The organism is Bacillus cereus group sp. Bc031, assembly GCF_027716265.1.
In the GTDB taxonomy this organism is placed as follows: Bacteria; Bacillota; Bacilli; order Bacillales; family Bacillaceae_G; genus Bacillus_A; species Bacillus_A paranthracis.
Map to the genome: position 1 here is coordinate 1 of NZ_JAQFUL010000092.1, position 18523 is coordinate 18523.

Here is an 18523-nt window from a genome sequence, read left to right on the forward strand (position 1 = left end):
CCAAGTATTAATTTACGGGTCTCTTATTAAGGGAATTTAAAGCTGAAATAACAGCTTAAATATAATATACGAGGGGAAATCAAAATGAAATTAGAAACAGAAAGGCTCTATATAGTGCCGTGTACAGAAGAGAGTATTCACGTTGCTAACGAGCAAGGATATAATAGTGGCCCACATATTGTAGGGCATGTAGAAAATGTAAAACAAAATAAGGAGGTATTACCTTGGGGCGCGTGGTATGTCATTCGAAAAGAAGATGACATCGTTCTAGGTGATATAGGTTTTAAAGGGAAACCAAATGAGGAACATACAGTAGAAGTTGGTTACGGATTTATTGAGAAATACTGGAATAAAGGGTATGCGACAGAAGCTGTACAAGAACTAATAGATTGGGCTTTTCAGACAGGAGAGGTAGAAACGATTATTGCAGAGACGCTCCTTGATAATTATAGTTCGATTCGTGTGTTAGAGAAGTTACATATGAAAAGGGTAGATTCGACAGAAACAATGATGAATTGGAAAATAGAAAAAAACCGCTCGAAGTAAGTTGAGCGGTTTTTAGTAATTAAGGTAGCATCTGTTTTTGATCATTCGGATATTGGGCTGTTGATGCGTTAGAACGATTGGAATGATTGCGAACAGCAATGAAAATAGAAATAATAACGACAAGACCAATTGCCACGTAAGAAAGTGAAATAATAGTTGGATCCACTTTAAATGTAGTAAGTAGTGTACGAATGTTTGTAAAGATAATAAGGCCACCAACTAATACGCCAAGTAAATGAGAAGGAACGATGCGCACTAACCATGCAGCGATTGGAGCTGCGACAATACCGCCAAGCATTAACGAAAATACCCAAACCCAACTTACTTGTTCCCAGCCGAGTGAGATGAAGAAACCAATTGTTGCAGCAAGTGAAACAGGAAACTCACTCGTATCTACAGATCCGATAACTTTTCTAGCTTCATTTCCTCTTGCTAGAAGTACAGGTGTCGTAATCGGACCCCAGCCTCCACCACCAGTTGAATCAACGAATCCAGCGAATAAGCCAAGCGGAACAAGTTGTTTAGCCGACATACGTTTATTTGAAGTAACAATCTGTTTTTGAATAATGAATCGTAATAAAATATAAACCCCTAAAGTAAATAAAAATACAGAAATGTACGGTTTAATTACATCCCCAGGTAAATTGCTTAAAAAACATGCTCCAACAAATGCGCCAATTGCTCCTGGTAATGTAAGCCTGGAAACGGTGTATTTATCAACGTTCCCAAATTTGAGGTGAGATGCACCAGAAGCGGCGGTTGTAACAACTTCAGCTAAATGAACAGATGCGGAAGCTACAGCCGGTGCGATACCAAACATTAGTAAAAGTGAGGTAGACGTTACCCCGTACGCCATTCCAAGTGCTCCATCGATCAATTGAGCGAAAAATCCAATAATAGCAAAGACAATTAATTTCTGCATAAAAAATCCCCCTGTAATAGTAAATGAAAAAGGCACTTTTCCCGTGTGAGAAAAGTGCCTTTGGTTTTTCCAATCAGCAATATTGAAATTTGTTTCATTATAATACATATTAATCGTATAAATCAACTGGGTTTTAAAGTTTTTTGAATTGAATGAAAGAAAAATAAAATATACAATAAAAGGATGGAGAGAAAGGGGAGAAAGACATGTTACGATTTGATCATCTCGTTCACGCAGTTCATGGCACACCGGAGGAAGCGGTAAAACAAATGCAGGCACTTGGATTTCATACTGTACTAGGCGGAGAGCATACTACTTGGGGTACTTGGAATAGTTTAAGTTATTTTGATTTATCATACATAGAATTTTTAGCAGTTCAACATGAAGAAAAAGCGAAAGAAGCAGAAAATCCGTTAGTACAAGAAACGGTAGTGAAATTACAAGATGGCGATGGGATGCTGCAAATCGCAATTCGAACAGATACCATTGAAGAATTAGCAGATAAGTTTAGTAAATACGGTTTACAAACAATAGGACCATTTGAAGGGAAACGTATGAGAAAAGATGGCCGCCTTTTAGAATGGAAAATGTTATTTGTAAAGCAAGAAGAGAACAGGCCGAAATTACCTTTCTTTATACAGTGGAATGAAACAGATGAAGAAAGAAGAAAAGATTTACGTAACATTGGAACAATCACGGAACATAAAAACAAAGTACAACAAATTGAAACAATCCATTACGCAGTAAAAAATGTTCGAGAAACAGTACGGAAATGGAAAGCAGTCATGGAGCTAACTGCAACTCCAGTCATGAAAAATGAAGAATGGAATGCGGAGTGTCAAAGTGTATCGTTTGGTGACATTCAAGTACAGTTTTGTGAACCAATTGGGAAAGGGCTAGTACTAGAATATTTGAAGAATCATGGCGAATATCCATTTGCAGTAGAATTTAAAGGGGAAAATAAACGAGAGTATGAAGTGTTAGGTAGTTTGTACATATATTGATAGAGGTGAACGCTTTGGAAGAAATACTTAGAGAGATAGAGAGAAAACTAGAATGGCCTCGTATTATAAAGTGTACAGCTATTTCAAAAGGTTTCTCACATGAAGAGAAATATAAAATAGAATTAGAAAACAAAGTAACATATTTTGTAAAAGTATGTGATGCAGTTCATTTTAAACGTAAACAAGAAGAATATACGTATATGAAACAATTAGAGTCATTACATATTCCAACGCCTAAGTTAATTCATTTCATAAAACTTGAGGAATTAAATAAATGTGTTCAAGTATTTGAATGGGCCCAAGGTGTAAATGGTCAAGAAGGTTTAAGGAAGCTATCGGCGGAAGAACAGTATCATGCAGGAAGAAAAGCAGGAGAAGTATTAAAGAGGATTCACTCGATAGAAAAAGAAAGTGCAAGTAATAAATGGAAAACATCTAGATGGAATAAATACGAAAGATACATAGAGGCATTAGCAAATTACGAAGTGAATTTTATAGATTTGAAGCCAGTATTAACCTTTGTAGAAAATCATAAAGACTTATTAAAAAATCGTCCAATCACATTTTTACACGATGACTTCCATCCAGCAAATAGTATGATTCATAATAAGGAATTTATCGTTATCGATTTTGGTGGATATGATTTTGGCGATCCTATACACGATTTTTATAACGTAGCGATTTTTACTACAAGAATAAGCAAACCATTTGCGGTTGGACAAGTCCATGGTTATTGCGGAGGGGAACCATCACTTCATTTTTGGAAACTGTACTCATTATATGCAGCAATGACATTCCCAGCGGATATCGTTTGGACAAACCGAAGCACGCCGCATTTAGTAGATGATATGAAGGGAAGATTGAACCAAATTTTAGAAGGTCATAATCAATTTTCATTCTATATTCCAAAATGGTATCAATCAAGTGAATTTAATAAATAAAGGAGGAATTCATATGGACAAAATAGCAGTAATTTCAGATATACATGGTAATATTCCGGCTTTAGAATCTGTGCTACAAGACATTAAATTGAGAGGAATCAAACGCATAATTTGTCTTGGAGATTTAGTAGGGAAAGGTCCTCATTCTAGCGAAGTAATTGAAATCATTCGTAAAGAATGTGAAGTAGTCGTAATGGGAAACTGGGATGATTTTATTACAAAGCCGACTGAATTTGAAGCATTAAAATGGCATCAAAAACAACTATCGGAAGAACAAAATGAATATTTAAGAAGCTTGCCATTTTCAATCGAGTTTTATATGAGTGGAAAACTCATTCGAATGTTTCACGCTTCACCGAGAAGTTTATATGAAAGAATACAACCACACGCTTCAAGAGAAGAGCGTATTAGTATGTTCGAAAACAGTGAGCTTACGGAGAATATAGAAGGAGAAAAGAAACCAGATGTCGTTTGCTACGGTGATGTTCACCAAGCGTTCGTTCAAAATTTCAGAGGGAAAACGTTATGTAACGCTGGTAGCGTAGGAAATCCGCTTGAAATTACACAAGCTTCTTATTTAATATTAGAAGGAACTTACAATAAAAAAGAAGCAGCAAGTTTTTCCATCCAGCTTGTACGTGTACCGTACGATATTGAATTAGCTATAAGGCTGGCAGAAGAGCTCGATATGCCAGAAATTGAAGAATACAAACAAGAATTACGGACTGCTTTATATCGAGGGTTTAAGGGAAAGTAAGTCAATCATAATATATCAACGATTCGACAAAGGATATCGACTTACCGACAAATAGTGACACAAAAGTTAATTATAATTTTATTATGTAAACTAAATGAAGGGAGAAATATCATGAACCGAAAACAAAGTATAAAAGAAATTGCTAATCATATTTTAACGTTAAATGTAACGCATCCAACAAGAGTTGGAGTAAGCGGTATTACAGCATCAGGAAAAACAACATTTGCAAACGAAGTAGCGGAAGAAATAAAAAAACGAGGGTTACCAGTAACGCGCGCTAGCATTGACGATTTTCATAACCCAAAAGTGATTCGTTATACACAAGGTAAAGAATCTGCAAGAGGGTATTATGAAGACGCACACGATTATACAGCTTTCAAAGAAAGACTATTAAAACCTTTAGGACCTAATGGGAATTTACAGTATGAAACGATCTCTCATAATTTAAAAACGGATATTCCTGTACATAATGAGCCGTTAATGGCTCAAACCAATATGGTACTCATAGTAGATGGAACATTTCTATTAAAAAAAGACGTTGAGCATTTATTTGATTACAAAATTTTTGTAGATACAGATTTTGAGATTGCGAGAAAACGTGGTGCTAAGCGGGAAACTGAAGCTTTTGGAAGTTATGAAGAAGCAGAGAAGATGTTTTTGAGCAGGTATCATGCGGCCTGTAAGATGTATATGGATGAGCATAATCCGAAAGAGTGTGCGGATGTTGTATTTCGGAATAGTGATTTAGCAAATCCAGAACTTATATTTCAAGAGCGAATGTAATACACAATCAAAAGTATATGTATAGCCTTTTATTAATAGTTATAATTCTCGTATAATTATATTAGCTTTAGAAAGTGAAAAACGGGGGATAAGGCAATAAGAAACGCAAAAAGGGGAGAAAAAATATAATGAATGAAGTACTAGAACTAAAAGAAGAACTACTACAAATTAAAAATAATAATTATGCTGTACCAGAAGACGTAGATGCATATCCATATGCGCAGTGGATGCTAGATTATATCGGATCACCTGATGCTGAATTACGTGATGATTTAATTTATAGTACGCTTCACACATGGATTACAAATGATGTATTTAGACAAAAAGAATTACGGGGATTAATGCTACAAGCAATTAGTCCTGATTATTTATTTTATAAAATTGGTGAAAAGGGAACAGACTCTGTTTTTAAACGTGCATTCTCTGTATTAATTCCACCACTTATTTTATCTGTTCATGAAAGAGAACCGTTGTTATCAGAAGAACAACTATACAGCGTAGCAGAACAAGTGCTGGAATATGTATATTTAGAAGAAGATGTAAGAGGTTATGTAGAAGGAAAAGGATGGGCACACTCTACTGCACATGCAGCAGATGCGCTCGATGCGTTAGCACGTACAATACAAAATCGTGAGTTTTCATATGCGATTCTTGCAGCTGTTCGTCAGAAAGTTCGCCTAAATGACTATGTTTACATACACTTTGAGGATGAGAGATTAGTAACGCCAATTATGTCGTTACGTAATCAAAATCTTTTAACAGAAGAAGAGTGGAGCAACTGGTTACATAGTATAGCAATTGTTGAAGACATCCCGCATCCTCAGTATGATATTTTAGTACAAAATATTAGAGCTTTCTTAAGAAGTTTATATTTTAGAGTTTTAGAGACAGAGGGTAGTACAGCCTTTACAGATGATATTTTGGAAACTTTGAAGGATTTGCGTAGGTATTAAAAATCCATTTTGCTAAAAGGAAATTACATAAAACCAGCACCTCCCAACCATACTAATAAAATGTGTTGGAGGTGAGTTTAATGGACAAAAAAGATTTTGAAAAAGTGTATAATGATTATTTATATCAAGGAGAAGAACAAGCTCAATTCGAAGTAGACCATGAAGTTAATACAGGAGCAGAACAAATAGTTGCAGTTCGTAAAAATGATGATGGGGATTTAATTGCTTTTAAAACAAGTAGCGGGAGAGAGTTAGATTATATGACTGCTCTTAGTGAAGCAAAATCAGGGAAGTTAGCTCATGTGGACGTATTTCATAAGTATGGCAGAGATATTATACGTAGCGAACCTGATGGAATAAAAGAAAATAACTTAGATAATTTACCTTCATTTTAAACGGGTAAACCCCAAGAAGAGAATGTTCATTTGGATATTCTCTTCTTTATTTTACGAAGTTTTTCTTGCAAATAGACGGTTCATTTTTAACGTGCGATAAAACTTTTAAAGAGTGCTCTAAATTTTTCTTTATCTTCTGCTGTAAATGGTTTCGGTCCCTTTGTACGTTTACCACTTTTTCGAACCATTGCACTTAAATATCGTGTTTGTAACAATTGTTCAATGTTATCATTCGTATACTTATAGCCTTTATGGTGTAGTACGATACAACCTTTTGCTAAAGCAAGCGAAGCAAGACCGTAATCTTGTGTTATGATTAAATCTTCTTTTTGGGCTAACTGCATAATTCGGTAATCCGCAGCATCTGCTCCAGAATCAACATAAATTGTTTCCACGCCTTTTGGTTGCTCTGCATTAGAATAATGAGAAAAGCTTGTAACGAGGGTAACAGGAATTTCTGCCTTCGTAGCTTCAAAAATAATTACATCTTTTACAGGGCAAGCATCTGCATCAACATAGATTTTCATTGGTATCACTCCTATAACTAGGTTCGTGTTGATGATAATGGTAGATTTAGGTTTTGTCAAACGAGGGTTTGTATCTAAAGTTACTTTTCACAAACCAAAATAGCCTCACGCAAGCGAGAAATACCTTCCTCAATTTGATCAATATCCACTTTTCCATAAGATAAACGTATATAACCATCTTTCGCGCCGAAAATACTACCAGGCATAAAAGCAATTTCTTGTTTTAAGCTTTGCATAATGAGTTGTTTTTCGTTGATCGGTTCTTTTAATTTCCCCCATATGTATATACCACCGGTCGGATTTGAAAAAGAGATTTTATCGTGAAGTTGCTCGTTTAGAGCGCGGACGATAACGTCTCTTTTTTCTGCTAGTTGTTTTCGTAACGGTACGATATGAGACTGAAATGGTACGGTTTCAAAAAACTGCTGCATAAGCCACTGCGGGAAAATGCTCATCCCTAATTCCATTTGGTGTCTTGCATCGGATAACCTTTCTACTACAGACTGCGGAGCGACAAGCCAACCAACTCGTAATCCTGGTGCAATCATTTTTGATAAAGAATGCACGTAAATGACAGTTCCATTTTCATCAATCGATTTCAAAGTAGGGCAAGGTTGTTTCTTTTCTAACGTAAGTAAACTAGACGGATCATCTTCAACAATCGCAATTCGTAAGTCTGCACAAAGCGATAATAGTTTTTTTCTACGGTTTGGATGCAGCATTGTGCCCGTAGGATTTTGGAAATTTGGATTTAAAAAGATCATTTTAATACGATGCTTTCTATATAGCTCTTGCACATCATCCGGATTAATACCGTGTTCATCGACAGGTAATGGGAAAATACGAATACCTGCTGATTGGAATAACGGTAAGGAATAACAGTGTGATGGACTTTCGAAAGCGACAGCATCACCTGGGTTTAATAAACATTGTACGATAAGGTGAAGTGCTTGCTGTGCACCAGATGTAATCATTATGGATTGCTCAGTCGCTTCAACTTTTAAATGTTCTTTCATATATTTTACTACCGCTTGTCTAAGCGGGAGATAGCCTTGCGGATGATCGTAACTTAATGAATGTGTTAACGGTTGTTCCCGTAAAATCGTTTGTAGTTGATCGTGAGGATAGAGATTACAACCGAGTTCTCCGTTTGCAAAATCAATAATGTTTTCATTTTGTTGTACTTCTGCCCGAATATGGCGAAGTAACGGCAAGTTTGGTAAGAACGTACCGCCTTCTACGAAATTTCTCCAGTTCGGCGTTAATGTTGGAGAAACGCCCCACATATGTGTACTCACACGTGTTCCTTTACCAGTCGTACTTTCTACAATTCCCATAGCACGTAGTTCATTATAAGCAGTCGTTACTGTACTTCGGTTTACATTTAACTGCGTAGCTAATTTCCGTTCGGAAGGTAGGAAGCTACCTGGAGGAAGTTCTCCGTATGTAATACGTTTTTCAATAAAGTCAACAACTTGCTGATAAATAGGGATTTTACTGTCACTATCTAGCTTCCATTCCATAAAAAACGCCTCCGTATCTCTTATATACATCCAGTATAGCAAATTGGCTGGGTAAAAAAACAGCCAATTGGACGGTGTTTTATCCAGCCAATTTTACTATGCTAAATAGGGAAGGGGAGATTTGGATGAAACGATGGCAAATGGAATGGCTCCTAGTATCAGTTGCATTAGTATGGGGAGCAAATTATACAATAGGAAAGTATGGTGTGGCATTTATGTCATCCATTCAATTTAATAGTTTACGATTTTTAGTAGCATCACCGGTATTATTACTTATTACTTTTATGATGGAACGCTCATTACGTATTGAAAGAAAAGATTGGCTACGATTAGTAGCAGTCGGCATCGTTGGAACGACAATGTATCAAACGATGTTTATGCTATCTGTGAAATATACTTCAGCAACGAACGCCTCATTATTAATTGCGATGTCACCTATATTTACAGGGATATTAGCAGTATTACACAAACAAGAACGTTTTTCGATGAAAGTACAAATTGGTTCAATAGTAGCGTTTATTGGTGCAGCATTCGTTTTATTAACAGGACATACAGGAGGAGCTACTTACGAGTATGCGTGGCTTGGAAATGTAATTGGATTAGTCGCAGCAATTGCTTGGGGATGGTATCCAATATTAGCACAACCTCTTATTACAAAATACTCCGCAATGAGAGTCACATCTTGGTCTACTTTAATTGGAATTGTACCTCTCGTTATATATTGTTTATTCAACGTAAATACATTAACGTGGCCAGTAGATACGCCAAGCTGGGGATCACTAGCATATTCAATTGTCTTTGCGACCATCTTCGGACTTGCAATGTGGTATGTCGGTATTAGTCAAATAGACTCAACGAAAGTAATGGTTTATATGTATCTTGTACCGTTGTTCGCAGTTATTTTTGCGGCAGTAACAATAGGAGAGCAAATCAATATGATGCAACTGGTTGGCGGACTTATTATCTTTGTGGGTCTATATGTTGTAAAAAAAGGTGGAATCAAAAAGTCAGCTCTCAATTTGAAAAAGGTAAGCTAACAGTAAAAATGATCTCTTTCATATAGAAGGAGATCATTTTTCATTTCGTAATAAAAGTGCTTGTTCAATCGCCCATTTTTGATGATCGTGAAGTAAATATTCTATAGCATGTAATGGAGACATCCACCTTAAAACATGATCCTCCTCACAGTTTCCAGTTCGTTTCTGCACCATGTTCGCAATATAAAAGAACCCATTATTTAAATAATATGTATCTTCCTTTTCCGCATAAAAATATCGCGCTGCATTACCGATATATTGATCAATTTCAATTGCCCAACCTAATTCCTCTAGTAGTTCGCGATGTAAACATTCATCTTTTGTTTCGTTACCTTCCATACCGCCGCCAGGTAAAAAATAACGGTCTCCTTTTTGGATAACAGCAATTTTTGAAGAAGTAGAGTTAAAAATAATTGCATAACAACTAGGGCGTAATACATATTGCTCAGTAGGCTTTTTATAACCAAAAGTAAGTTTAGATATCATAAAACACGTCACCTCTCTATAAAATACATAAAAGGAATAATAAGGTAAGGTTAGAATTATATAAGTACAATCTTAATAGATTGGAGTGATAACAAAATGATAAATCGAAAGTGTACTCGCTGTAAAGAAATTACAGGTACATTGCACGGTGGTAAAAAAATTAAGGAAGAATTTCTATGTGAGGACTGTTTGCAAAAAGGAATTGCGAGTGGAGAAATCGAATTATCACAAGTGGAAGAAAAACAAACTTCATATCTTTCTATAAAAATATTAAAAATAATGAGTGTGATTTATTTAATAGGATCTATTTTAATGGCTTTTTCAACTGGTCCATTTATACATAATCTTGGGTTTGATGAAATATCCATTTCAGGATCAGAATTAGGTTTAATAAGTATTGTTATGTTAGGTTCTATATTTCAGTCAGTTCTTGTATTTTGCGGGATATGGGTACTTATCCTTTTAGTAGAAACAGTCATTAAAATTTATGAAAAAATGAAGTGAGTGAGAGGGAGAAACATATGCGAGTAAGAAACATCCAAGGGGAAGATTATGTAAAGATTCATTCTGTTTTAAATGATTGGTGGGGCGGGAGAGACATGGCTGCCATGTTGCCAAAATTGTTTTTCGTTCACTTTCAAGAAACGAGTTTTATCATTGAAGAAGATGGCGAAACGTTAGGTTTCTTATGCGGATTCTTTTCGCAAACGCATAAAGAGGAAGCGTACGTTCATTTTATCGGGGTAAATCCGAAGTATAGAAGAAGAGGAATTGCATCGACATTGTATTCGTATTTCTTTGATGTCGCACGTGCAAATAATCGTAAAGTTGTAAAAGCAATTACGTCACCAGTTAATAAAAAATCGATACAGTTTCATCAAGAAATCGGTTTTCGAATTGAGGCTGGGGATGATGAGGTAGAGGGTGTATCGGTACATACAAATTATGATGGGAACGGCGGGAGTAGAGTTTTATTTTTGAAACATGTGTAAAAGTAGGCTAGCACAAAGTTAGCCTTTTTGTTGTGAGGAGATAACAAGTATGGAGAATAAACAAAGTAGAAATGAGTATGTAAGACGCATACATAAGGTTCAAGATTATATAGAATCCAACATCGATAGTTCACTATCTATTGAAGAGCTAGCCGATGTAGCAGGATTTTCTAAATATCATTTTCATCGGATTTTTAAAGGAATAGTAGACGAGCCGTTATCCCGGTATGTGAATCGCTTGAAGTTAGAAAGGGCAACGAACCTTCTTACATATCGATTGGATATGACGATTACGGATATCGCTTACCATTTTGGTTTTACAGATCCAGCAGTTTTCTCTCGGACATTTAAAAATTATTACGGTGTAAGTCCGTCTCAATATCGAAACCATAATAGCAAGAATTGCAAAGACGTAAGAAGAACTTCTCAATACAATGAATGTAAGAAGGTTCGAGGGAATGTTGAAATTGTAGCAGCAGACAATATAAACGTCGCATACATAAGGCATATCGGTACATATGAAGAGTTAACTATAGCTTTTCCGAAAATGATAGAGAAACTATTTCAATACGCAACCAAGCAAAACTATCATGTATTTGAGGATACGAAAGTATTAACCATTTACCACGATCATCATGAATTTACGGAGGACAATTATTTAAGAACAAGTTTATGTATAACAATTCCAGGTGAATCTGCAATAGAAACGAACGACATTGGAATAATGGTAATACCTTCAGGCAAGTATGCAGTAGGACATTTTGAAATATTCCAAGATGAATATAAAAGAGCATGGGACTTTATATATGGTGAGTGGCTGCCAAATAGCGGATATAAACCGAGAGACTTATATCCTTTTGAAGTATATAGAAATGATCCAAAGCAGCATCCAAAGCATAAACATATAGTTGATATATATGTACCTATCGAACCTTTTTAATTATAGGTTAAAGGGGAAGGAATAATGAAAACTGCTGAAAAGTTAGATCAGATTATAAAAGAAGAATATAAAAATATGAATGGTATGTTAGTAGTGCAGAAAGGTAATATTATTTTTGAAAAATATTATAACGATTACGGACCAAATGATACATTTCATGTAGCGTCAGTTACAAAAACGATAATCTCTGCGCTAATTGGGATATGTATAGATAAGGGCTATATAAAAAGCGTTGATCAAAAAGTAATAGAGTTTTTTCCTGAATATAAACGTAAGGCATCTGAAATAACAGTGCGACACCTACTCACAATGACAGCTCCATATCCTTTTGTAGACTGGCAGGAACCGTTAGAAGAATTATGTACACAACCAGACTGGGTACAGTATACACTTCATAGAATTGGGAACGGCGGAGAGATTGGATCTTTTAAATATTCATCTGCAGGAGCGCATGTACTATCAGCAATTATCACGAGTACAACAGGAAAAAGTGCGCGTGAATTTGCGAATGAACAGCTATTTCGGCCACTCGGTATGAGAGAAATTCCAAACTACAATATGAAAGCATTTGGATTCGATGACTTATTTGGAAAAGGTGTAAAGGGATGGGTTCACGATCCAAATGGTATTTCAACGGGCGGATGGGGACTAGCGTTAACAGTTAAAGATATGGCTAAGTTTGGACAGCTGTATTTGAATGAAGGTACTCATAATGGAAAACAAATTCTATCAACATCATGGATAAAAGAATCAACAGAAATGAACACAAATCAATATGGTTACTTATGGTGGTTACGAGAAGAAGATGGAATCTTTTCATACTGTGCTATGGGTGACGGTGGGAATATGATTTGTTGTATTCCAGAGAAGGAATTGGTTGTAGTAATGGCTTCTGAAGCTATGCCGAATGCACGGGATAGATGGGAATTGATTGTGAAATATATTCTTCCTTGTATACGATCAAATCAATAATGGTAGCAAAAAGATGGTGTGAATTGGAGTTTCATACCATCTTTTTGTTTTATGACGGAAAGTTCAGGGGAATGTAAGAATTGCATTAATAAATTTAAATATTAGATTTTATAGATATGTGGTTATTTTTTTATGTATAATGAGGACAAGGCCTAAAAATACTTAAATATTTAAGTGAATATTTTAAAAAGGGAGATTAAGAATATATGAAAAGCCTACTTCAAAAAACTTTAGCTGTTACAGGATTAACTGCTTCTTTATTAGGCATGGTTTCTTCCGTTTCATTTGCTTCGATTAGTTGGGATAATGATGCAACGTGGACAGGAAGCGGAGCAAAAGCTAAGGCAACTGCCTATACTGCGAAAAAGAACGAACCTCATTTTTACAAGATGACTGTAAGAGCTAGCTTTGATGATGGGACTTCTAAAGAGTTAGCATTGTATGATGCTAAAACGTCAGATCGTATAAACGTTAGCGTTGCATCCAAAGGACCGGTGACCAGAGGTTATTCGGGTCATGAATGGATAATGGTAGGGGATAGTGCGTACACTTCTAAGGAAATGGTAATTAAATAAAAATCAACAAAAACCGTGAAAAAGGATAAATACCTTTTTCACGGTTTTTAAAATGAGGAGGATATATGAATCTAGTATTAAAAGAAATAGTGGTGAACAAAACAATATTCATTATGTTATTTATTGGATTTGTATTGACAATATGGCCAATCCTGATCGCAATGTCGACGCGAGATTATTATGATGAGAAATTTTATGATAGCAAAAATGGTTATTTTAATTATTACTATTCTGTTCAACTTACTAATATGGGGGAAATTAATTTCGAACAATTTCAGATGTTAGTAGAATCTGATTTTAAAAACGCTAGTGTTATTACAAATGATATTCGTATTACTATTCCGGATATCGGCCACGTAATAATGAATGGTCTCCTTAATAAAAATTGGTCTCCACCTTTGCTAAAAGGTTCTCAGATAGGACAAGATGAAAAAAATAGTGTAATAGTGGGGAAGAAAATTTATAAGGATATGGAAACAATAAAATTATTTAATAAGGAATATACAGTTAAAGGCGTAGCTGGAGAAAATACTGGATATGAGTATAATATTAAAATTTACGTCTCTCTAAATGACATGCCAGATGAAGTGAAACAGATGATACAAAAAGATAATACATTCCAAATGATTGTTCGTTCTAACGAAAACCCTATCAAGGAAATAGAAACTTTCATACAGCATATGAAACAGAACAATAAAGATATAAATGCCAAAGTAATTAGTGAAAAAGAGAACTATGAGAAGGAAAAAAACTCAAGTGAAGCCGTAGAAGAGTTACTCAGTTTTCCATATAGGCTTTTATGTATAGCTTTCATTACCAGTATAATAGTAAGTTATTATTGGATTTATACGAAGAAAAAAAGTTTGTCGTTAAGGAAAGCTTTGGGAGCAAGTAATGTAAATCTTTTTATTTTTATATTTAGTCAATTATTTTTATGTGCAATCACTGCATCAGCCTGTGCAATATGCATACAATGGATTTTTAGCATTTTGAGTGAAAATATTATAGAGTTTACAAGCTATAATATTAGTTTACAGTCTACTCATATTGTAATGTGTGTATTTCTTTCACTTACTATAGCTTTCATTCTCTCTGTAATACCATTTGTATATGTGCTTAAAAGTGAACCTGCTAAAGCATTAAAGGAGTAAAAACGATGAGAATAAAAAGTGCGTTCATAGCATTAAAAAAGAGGTTTCTATTTTCCGTACTTCTTCTAATACAGATTACATTTGGATTAGCAACTATAACGAGTTCAATTAATGTGTTTTATAATTTAAACTACCTAAACGATAAATCCAGCTCGGTATTAAATGGGGATAAAACATATTTAGTTACTTTTGAAATGACGACAGATAGATTACAAAGCAATCAATTTAATAAAGAGAAAATTCAAGCGGTTTATAATACAATTCATCAAAATAAAGATGTGATTTCGTATGGTACATACGAGGAGCGAGTTATTGAAATAGAGTCAAGTAATAGACCATTTCAAAACAGTATGATTACGGATTTGAAACATAAAACGTTTCACGACGAAAGACCTACTATTAAAACAATTTTTGTAGATGAAAATTACTATAAAATGTTACATTTACCTTTAAAACCTGAAGAAGGTTTCTCCTATGATGACTTTCAAAAAAATAGTGAAGAAAAAACAAAAGTTTTAATGGGTTCTTACTTTAAGAAATATTTTCAAGTTGGGGATACAATTAATAATCAATATACAATTACAGGGTTTTTGCCAGAAAATAAATTTATCGTAAATAATAATACGACGAACACATATTTGAAGTTGGATTACGCAATGATAATGCCTATGTCATTTGATAGATTTGAAAAATATGAAGCAATGTTTTTAAGACTGCATCAAAGTACAGTTTTATATTTACAAAAAGGTGCAGATGTAAAGAAACTAGAAGAATCAATTCAACTTAAAGGAAACGGCGGTACGTTTCATTTGAAAAGTTTAGGTGATGAAATAAATGAAGATGTTACTCTTAACGGCTATTCTGAAATACCTCAACTTATAGTAGGAATCTTATTCATTGTATTCTCGATTGTCGGAATTGTAGTAACGACCATTGTTTCTATCTTGATGAGAAAGCGGGAATTTGGTATAAAAATAGCTTTTGGCGAAAGTAAATTTGGTATGTTTATTCAAATTGTTTTAGAGAACATTATTGTAGCAATAACTGGCTTAGGAATGTCAATAGCTTACTTTTCATGGAGGTATGGGGTTCTATTACAAATGTCGAAGGATTTAAAGGAAGCAACGGTATTAGACTTTAAATTGGATATGCCTATATTGTTTTTTGTATTTCTTTTCTTATTATTGATTATCATTGTCTCGAATGTAACTGTCTTCTTGTTTATTAGAAAGCTTGAACCGAAAACATTAATAGGTGGGATGGAATAATGGGGTTAATTGAACTAAAAGATATTAAGAAGGTGTATAGTAATAAGAATCACAATACGTTCGCGTTAAACGGTATAAATTTAACGATATATAAGGGCGAAATTATAGCGGTAATGGGGCGATCAGGCTCAGGGAAGAGTACATTACTAAATGTTATCGGGTTAATTGATATGCCAAATGAGGGTGAATATACGTTAAATGGAAAATCATTAACTGAAATTAGAGCAAATAAAGTTCATAAAACAAGAAATGAAATGATCGGATTTATTTTTCAATATTTTGCATTGTTAAAAGAACATACTGTACTGGATAATGTAGTGCTACCACTCACATATAGAAAGCTAAAGCAACGAGAAAGAGAAAATAAGGCGAAGTTCTATTTAGAAAAAGTAGGTTTAAAAGAACATATGTATAAAACACCCGACGAGCTATCAGGTGGACAACAGCAGCGCGTCGCAATTGCAAGAGCGTTAGTAGGTGAACCAGAATTAATATTGGCAGATGAACCGACCGGAAATTTAGATAGAAAAACAGGAGAAGAAATTATGAATTTGCTATTACAATTGAATGAAGAAGGACGAACAATTATTATTGTAACGCATGATATGGAAGTAGCGAATAAGTGTAATAGAATTATTGAGTTAGTTGATGGGGAAATTGTGCAGAGTTAACAATTAAACTAAGATACATCAAAAAAATTGCTTTTTATTTAAGAATCCATGTTGATTGATTTTTCAAAATGGATTCTATTTTTGTTTCTAGAATTAAAGTTAAATAACAAATCCACCGTAACTTTTTACGACTGAAATTCGTTTAACAAAAGAAAGGATTTTTCAATGATGAATGGGGGAGAACCATGAAAATTTTAATACTAGGTGGTACACGTTTTTTAGGGAGAGCTTTTGTAGAAGAGGCTTTACAGAGAGGGCATGAAGTTACATCATTTAACCGCGGAACAAACAAAGAAATTTTTCCTGAAGTGGAGCAGTTTATCGGTGACAGAAATGGTGATGTATCAAGTTTAGAAAATCGTAAATGGGACGTTGTCATAGATACATGTGGATTTTCTCCACATCACATAAGAAATGTTGGAGAAGTACTTAAAGATAATATTGAACACTATATATTCATCTCAAGCCTTTCCGTATATAAAGATTGGATTCCGCATCATATAAAAGAAGACTATATATTACAACCTGAACCGACGGGTGAGCAAATAAAGGCTGTAGAAAATGGTGAAATATCTCCTTATGAGTATTACGGTGCGCTGAAAGTATTATGTGAAAAAGAAGCAGAGAAGTATTGGCCTCGGCGTGTTTTACACGTAAGAGCAGGACTTCTTTCAGGAATGTTTGATTATACAGATCGGCTTCCATATTGGATTCAGCGTGTAGCAAAAGGAGATAAGGTGTTAGTTCCAGGAAGAAAAGACCGTCCAGTGCAGATAGTTGATATAAAAGACGTCGCAAATTGGGGACTAAACATGGCAGAAAACAAAAATGCAGGTATATTCAATGTAACAGGTCCAAATTATGATTTGACGATGGAAGAACTATTAAATACGTGTAAAAAGATTACGTATAGTGATGCTGAATTCGTTTGGGTAGACGAATCGTTTATGAGTGAACATAATGTGCAGCCTTGGACAGAGATGCCTTTATGGATTCCAGAAACTTTTTCATTAGAAGGTGAAACGAAGCCGTGGAAAGGTGGTTTTTCTATTAGTATAGATAGTGCTGTGAAAGAAGGGCTTACTTTTAAAAGGTTAGAACATACAGTTACAGACGTGTATGAGTGGATGAAGAGTGTGGACGAATGGGAATTAAAAGCAGGTATTTCAGGCGAGAGTGAGAAAGAGTTGTTAGAAAAGTGGTATCAATAAATTTAGATGAGCTCTTTGAATATACTTGATTGCACATAAGGAGGAGAAAAGGTGATGTGGAAAAACACCATTCACAGTATCTCACCAAACTTAAGTTTGAAACAACCAGCTATGACGGATGAACTAACTGATATACAAAACTGTTTACATGTGGAGTTGCCGAATGATTTACATCAATTATTACAGGAAACAAACGGTGTAGAAGGTGAATACGGGGACTTTATATGGTCTGCTTCAAAAATTAAAACTGAAAATATAAATATGAGAAATATAGTTGATTTCAAGGATTTATATATGCCTTTTGACTGTTTATTATTTTTTGCTGATGGCGGAAATGGTGATTTGTTTGGTTATTCTATTCTGAACGGAATCGTGCAAAGAGATGATATATATGTATGGAATCATGAAAATGATAGCAGAACGTGGGTTGCGCCTTCTTTAAAGATTTTTATGGTGTGGTGGGAGAGTGGAAAGATAACAATTTAAACATAGTATCAAGAAAAAACGCCTTGTTAATAAAGAAACAAGGCGTTTTTCGTATATAAATCTACCACTCAATCGGTTTTTCTCCATACATTTCCCATAGCATAGGAAACATCTTTTTCAATCCTTCCTCGTCATCTTCATACCAGTCTAACTTGATATCAACTTCCTCAGAATGTTCTTCTGTTTCAAACTCTTTTGCTTTCACAATACCAACTGTGCCAATTTCTCCGTAAAACACAACGTAGTCTTTATACCGCATTAGATAGCAGTAAGACATCCACCTCAAAATCGAGCAAATACGAGGAAGACCCCATGCCCATCAACTTAAGAATTTTCACTACCCCCAAGTGACAAAAAACGTTATTCTTTCTAAAAAGCTAGCT

General features: G+C 34.8%; 23 protein-coding genes. 18 read left to right on the forward strand and 5 right to left on the reverse strand.

Translation table 11 applies throughout. From position 1 onward, the window contains the following. Window positions 1-84 precede the first annotated feature (84 nt). Window positions 85-546, forward strand: a complete 462-nt coding sequence (locus PDQ33_RS24345; RefSeq protein ID WP_061130672.1) for a GNAT family N-acetyltransferase — start codon at window positions 85-87, stop codon at window positions 544-546. Window positions 547-565: 19 nt separating this feature from the next. Here PDQ33_RS24345 and PDQ33_RS24350 read toward each other — a convergent pair whose 3' ends face one another. Continuing rightward, a complete protein-coding gene (locus PDQ33_RS24350) occupies window positions 566-1576 on the reverse strand; it encodes a sulfite exporter TauE/SafE family protein (protein WP_140394921.1) in 1011 nt (336 codons plus the stop codon). A 98-nt stretch (window positions 1577-1674) separates the two neighbouring features. Here PDQ33_RS24350 and PDQ33_RS24355 point away from each other — a divergent pair, with 98 nt between their 5' ends. The 6 genes from PDQ33_RS24355 to PDQ33_RS24380 all read left to right on the forward strand — a co-directional run bounded on the left by PDQ33_RS24355 (window position 1675) and on the right by PDQ33_RS24380 (window position 6301). After that, entirely contained in the window at window positions 1675-2472 is a 798-nt protein-coding gene (locus tag PDQ33_RS24355) for a VOC family protein (RefSeq protein ID WP_229132334.1), read from the forward strand. A 14-nt stretch (window positions 2473-2486) separates the two neighbouring features. After that, window positions 2487-3413: an aminoglycoside phosphotransferase family protein gene (locus PDQ33_RS24360; protein ID WP_061130675.1), complete on the forward strand. Its 927-nt coding sequence runs from the start codon at window positions 2487-2489 to the stop codon at window positions 3411-3413. Between the two features lie 13 nt (window positions 3414-3426). Beyond that, window positions 3427-4170 (forward strand): metallophosphoesterase family protein, encoded by a 744-nt coding sequence (locus PDQ33_RS24365; protein ID WP_061130676.1) that lies wholly within the window; start codon window positions 3427-3429, stop codon window positions 4168-4170. A gap of 111 nt (window positions 4171-4281) precedes the next feature. Continuing rightward, window positions 4282-4953 (forward strand): uridine kinase, encoded by a 672-nt coding sequence (locus tag PDQ33_RS24370; RefSeq protein ID WP_061130677.1) that lies wholly within the window; start codon window positions 4282-4284, stop codon window positions 4951-4953. Window positions 4954-5081: 128 nt separating this feature from the next. Continuing rightward, complete coding sequence (locus PDQ33_RS24375) at window positions 5082-5906, forward strand: DUF2785 domain-containing protein (protein ID WP_001006678.1); 825 nt, start codon at window positions 5082-5084, stop codon at window positions 5904-5906. An 80-nt stretch (window positions 5907-5986) separates the two neighbouring features. Beyond that, the gene (locus tag PDQ33_RS24380) at window positions 5987-6301 is read left to right on the forward strand and encodes a DUF3892 domain-containing protein (RefSeq protein ID WP_000358184.1); all 315 of its coding nucleotides are present in this window, start codon (window positions 5987-5989) and stop codon (window positions 6299-6301) included. Window positions 6302-6387: 86 nt separating this feature from the next. On the opposite strand, the gene PDQ33_RS24385 is transcribed toward PDQ33_RS24380, so the two are convergent. Together PDQ33_RS24385 and pdxR are read right to left on the reverse strand one after the other, a co-directional pair. Further along, entirely contained in the window at window positions 6388-6828 is a 441-nt protein-coding gene (locus PDQ33_RS24385; RefSeq protein ID WP_000708750.1) for a YaiI/YqxD family protein, read from the reverse strand. Between the two features lie 80 nt (window positions 6829-6908). Further along, window positions 6909-8351: a MocR-like pyridoxine biosynthesis transcription factor PdxR gene (pdxR, locus tag PDQ33_RS24390; RefSeq protein ID WP_061130679.1), complete on the reverse strand. Its 1443-nt coding sequence runs from the start codon at window positions 8349-8351 to the stop codon at window positions 6909-6911. A gap of 125 nt (window positions 8352-8476) precedes the next feature. Between pdxR and PDQ33_RS24395 the strand changes: the two genes are divergently transcribed. Next, window positions 8477-9388 (forward strand): DMT family transporter, encoded by a 912-nt coding sequence (locus PDQ33_RS24395; protein WP_270756756.1) that lies wholly within the window; start codon window positions 8477-8479, stop codon window positions 9386-9388. Window positions 9389-9421: 33 nt separating this feature from the next. Here the strand turns inward: PDQ33_RS24395 and PDQ33_RS24400 are convergent, their stop codons facing one another. Beyond that, window positions 9422-9874 (reverse strand): NUDIX hydrolase, encoded by a 453-nt coding sequence (locus tag PDQ33_RS24400; RefSeq protein ID WP_061130681.1) that lies wholly within the window; start codon window positions 9872-9874, stop codon window positions 9422-9424. 96 nt (window positions 9875-9970) lie between these two features. On the opposite strand from PDQ33_RS24400, the gene PDQ33_RS24405 reads away from it, so the two are divergent. The 10 genes from PDQ33_RS24405 to PDQ33_RS24450 all read left to right on the forward strand — a co-directional run bounded on the left by PDQ33_RS24405 (window position 9971) and on the right by PDQ33_RS24450 (window position 18140). After that, window positions 9971-10378 (forward strand): DUF3980 domain-containing protein, encoded by a 408-nt coding sequence (locus PDQ33_RS24405; RefSeq protein WP_061130682.1) that lies wholly within the window; start codon window positions 9971-9973, stop codon window positions 10376-10378. Window positions 10379-10395: 17 nt separating this feature from the next. Beyond that, window positions 10396-10866, forward strand: a complete 471-nt coding sequence (locus tag PDQ33_RS24410; RefSeq protein WP_001266048.1) for a GNAT family N-acetyltransferase — start codon at window positions 10396-10398, stop codon at window positions 10864-10866. A 49-nt stretch (window positions 10867-10915) separates the two neighbouring features. Continuing rightward, window positions 10916-11806 (forward strand): AraC family transcriptional regulator, encoded by an 891-nt coding sequence (locus PDQ33_RS24415; RefSeq protein ID WP_270756757.1) that lies wholly within the window; start codon window positions 10916-10918, stop codon window positions 11804-11806. 24 nt (window positions 11807-11830) lie between these two features. Beyond that, window positions 11831-12778, forward strand: coding sequence for a serine hydrolase domain-containing protein (locus PDQ33_RS24420; protein ID WP_061130684.1), 948 nt, complete (start codon window positions 11831-11833; stop codon window positions 12776-12778). A gap of 206 nt (window positions 12779-12984) precedes the next feature. Next, entirely contained in the window at window positions 12985-13353 is a 369-nt protein-coding gene (locus tag PDQ33_RS24425) for a hypothetical protein (protein ID WP_000838690.1), read from the forward strand. Between the two features lie 65 nt (window positions 13354-13418). Continuing rightward, entirely contained in the window at window positions 13419-14504 is a 1086-nt protein-coding gene (locus PDQ33_RS24430; RefSeq protein ID WP_001055054.1) for an FtsX-like permease family protein, read from the forward strand. A 5-nt stretch (window positions 14505-14509) separates the two neighbouring features. Then, a complete protein-coding gene (locus tag PDQ33_RS24435; protein ID WP_076872806.1) occupies window positions 14510-15772 on the forward strand; it encodes an ABC transporter permease in 1263 nt (420 codons plus the stop codon). Then, window positions 15772-16443, forward strand: coding sequence for an ABC transporter ATP-binding protein (locus PDQ33_RS24440; protein ID WP_000522868.1), 672 nt, complete (start codon window positions 15772-15774; stop codon window positions 16441-16443). The genes PDQ33_RS24435 and PDQ33_RS24440 overlap by 1 nt, the downstream gene beginning before the upstream one ends. Before the next feature lie 185 nt (window positions 16444-16628). After that, entirely contained in the window at window positions 16629-17654 is a 1026-nt protein-coding gene (locus PDQ33_RS24445) for an SDR family oxidoreductase (protein WP_270756759.1), read from the forward strand. Between the two features lie 54 nt (window positions 17655-17708). Continuing rightward, window positions 17709-18140 (forward strand): SMI1/KNR4 family protein, encoded by a 432-nt coding sequence (locus PDQ33_RS24450; protein WP_000265813.1) that lies wholly within the window; start codon window positions 17709-17711, stop codon window positions 18138-18140. A gap of 61 nt (window positions 18141-18201) precedes the next feature. On the opposite strand, the gene PDQ33_RS24455 is transcribed toward PDQ33_RS24450, so the two are convergent. Then, window positions 18202-18399: a hypothetical protein gene (locus PDQ33_RS24455; protein WP_061130390.1), complete on the reverse strand. Its 198-nt coding sequence runs from the start codon at window positions 18397-18399 to the stop codon at window positions 18202-18204. Between the last annotated feature and the right edge of the window lie 124 nt (window positions 18400-18523).

Coding starts and splice junctions, on each gene's coding strand:
- PDQ33_RS24355 (WP_229132334.1), top strand. CDS start 1,675: ATGTTACGATTTGATCATCTCGTTCACGCAGTTCATGGCACACCGGAG.
- PDQ33_RS24415 (WP_270756757.1), top strand. CDS start 10,916: ATGGAGAATAAACAAAGTAGAAATGAGTATGTAAGACGCATACATAAG.
- PDQ33_RS24430 (WP_001055054.1), top strand. CDS start 13,419: ATGAATCTAGTATTAAAAGAAATAGTGGTGAACAAAACAATATTCATT.
- PDQ33_RS24445 (WP_270756759.1), top strand. CDS start 16,629: ATGAAAATTTTAATACTAGGTGGTACACGTTTTTTAGGGAGAGCTTTT.
- PDQ33_RS24450 (WP_000265813.1), top strand. CDS start 17,709: ATGTGGAAAAACACCATTCACAGTATCTCACCAAACTTAAGTTTGAAA.
- PDQ33_RS24410 (WP_001266048.1), top strand. CDS start 10,396: ATGCGAGTAAGAAACATCCAAGGGGAAGATTATGTAAAGATTCATTCT.
- PDQ33_RS24420 (WP_061130684.1), top strand. CDS start 11,831: ATGAAAACTGCTGAAAAGTTAGATCAGATTATAAAAGAAGAATATAAA.
- PDQ33_RS24405 (WP_061130682.1), top strand. CDS start 9,971: ATGATAAATCGAAAGTGTACTCGCTGTAAAGAAATTACAGGTACATTG.
- PDQ33_RS24385 (WP_000708750.1), bottom strand. CDS start 6,828: ATGAAAATCTATGTTGATGCAGATGCTTGCCCTGTAAAAGATGTAATT.
- PDQ33_RS24365 (WP_061130676.1), top strand. CDS start 3,427: ATGGACAAAATAGCAGTAATTTCAGATATACATGGTAATATTCCGGCT.
- PDQ33_RS24380 (WP_000358184.1), top strand. CDS start 5,987: ATGGACAAAAAAGATTTTGAAAAAGTGTATAATGATTATTTATATCAA.
- PDQ33_RS24395 (WP_270756756.1), top strand. CDS start 8,477: ATGAAACGATGGCAAATGGAATGGCTCCTAGTATCAGTTGCATTAGTA.
- PDQ33_RS24345 (WP_061130672.1), top strand. CDS start 85: ATGAAATTAGAAACAGAAAGGCTCTATATAGTGCCGTGTACAGAAGAG.
- PDQ33_RS24350 (WP_140394921.1), bottom strand. CDS start 1,576: ATGTATTATAATGAAACAAATTTCAATATTGCTGATTGGAAAAACCAA.
- PDQ33_RS24455 (WP_061130390.1), bottom strand. CDS start 18,399: ATGCGGTATAAAGACTACGTTGTGTTTTACGGAGAAATTGGCACAGTT.
- PDQ33_RS24370 (WP_061130677.1), top strand. CDS start 4,282: ATGAACCGAAAACAAAGTATAAAAGAAATTGCTAATCATATTTTAACG.
- PDQ33_RS24440 (WP_000522868.1), top strand. CDS start 15,772: ATGGGGTTAATTGAACTAAAAGATATTAAGAAGGTGTATAGTAATAAG.
- PDQ33_RS24435 (WP_076872806.1), top strand. CDS start 14,510: ATGAGAATAAAAAGTGCGTTCATAGCATTAAAAAAGAGGTTTCTATTT.
- PDQ33_RS24400 (WP_061130681.1), bottom strand. CDS start 9,874: ATGATATCTAAACTTACTTTTGGTTATAAAAAGCCTACTGAGCAATAT.
- pdxR (WP_061130679.1), bottom strand. CDS start 8,351: ATGGAATGGAAGCTAGATAGTGACAGTAAAATCCCTATTTATCAGCAA.
- PDQ33_RS24375 (WP_001006678.1), top strand. CDS start 5,082: ATGAATGAAGTACTAGAACTAAAAGAAGAACTACTACAAATTAAAAAT.
- PDQ33_RS24425 (WP_000838690.1), top strand. CDS start 12,985: ATGAAAAGCCTACTTCAAAAAACTTTAGCTGTTACAGGATTAACTGCT.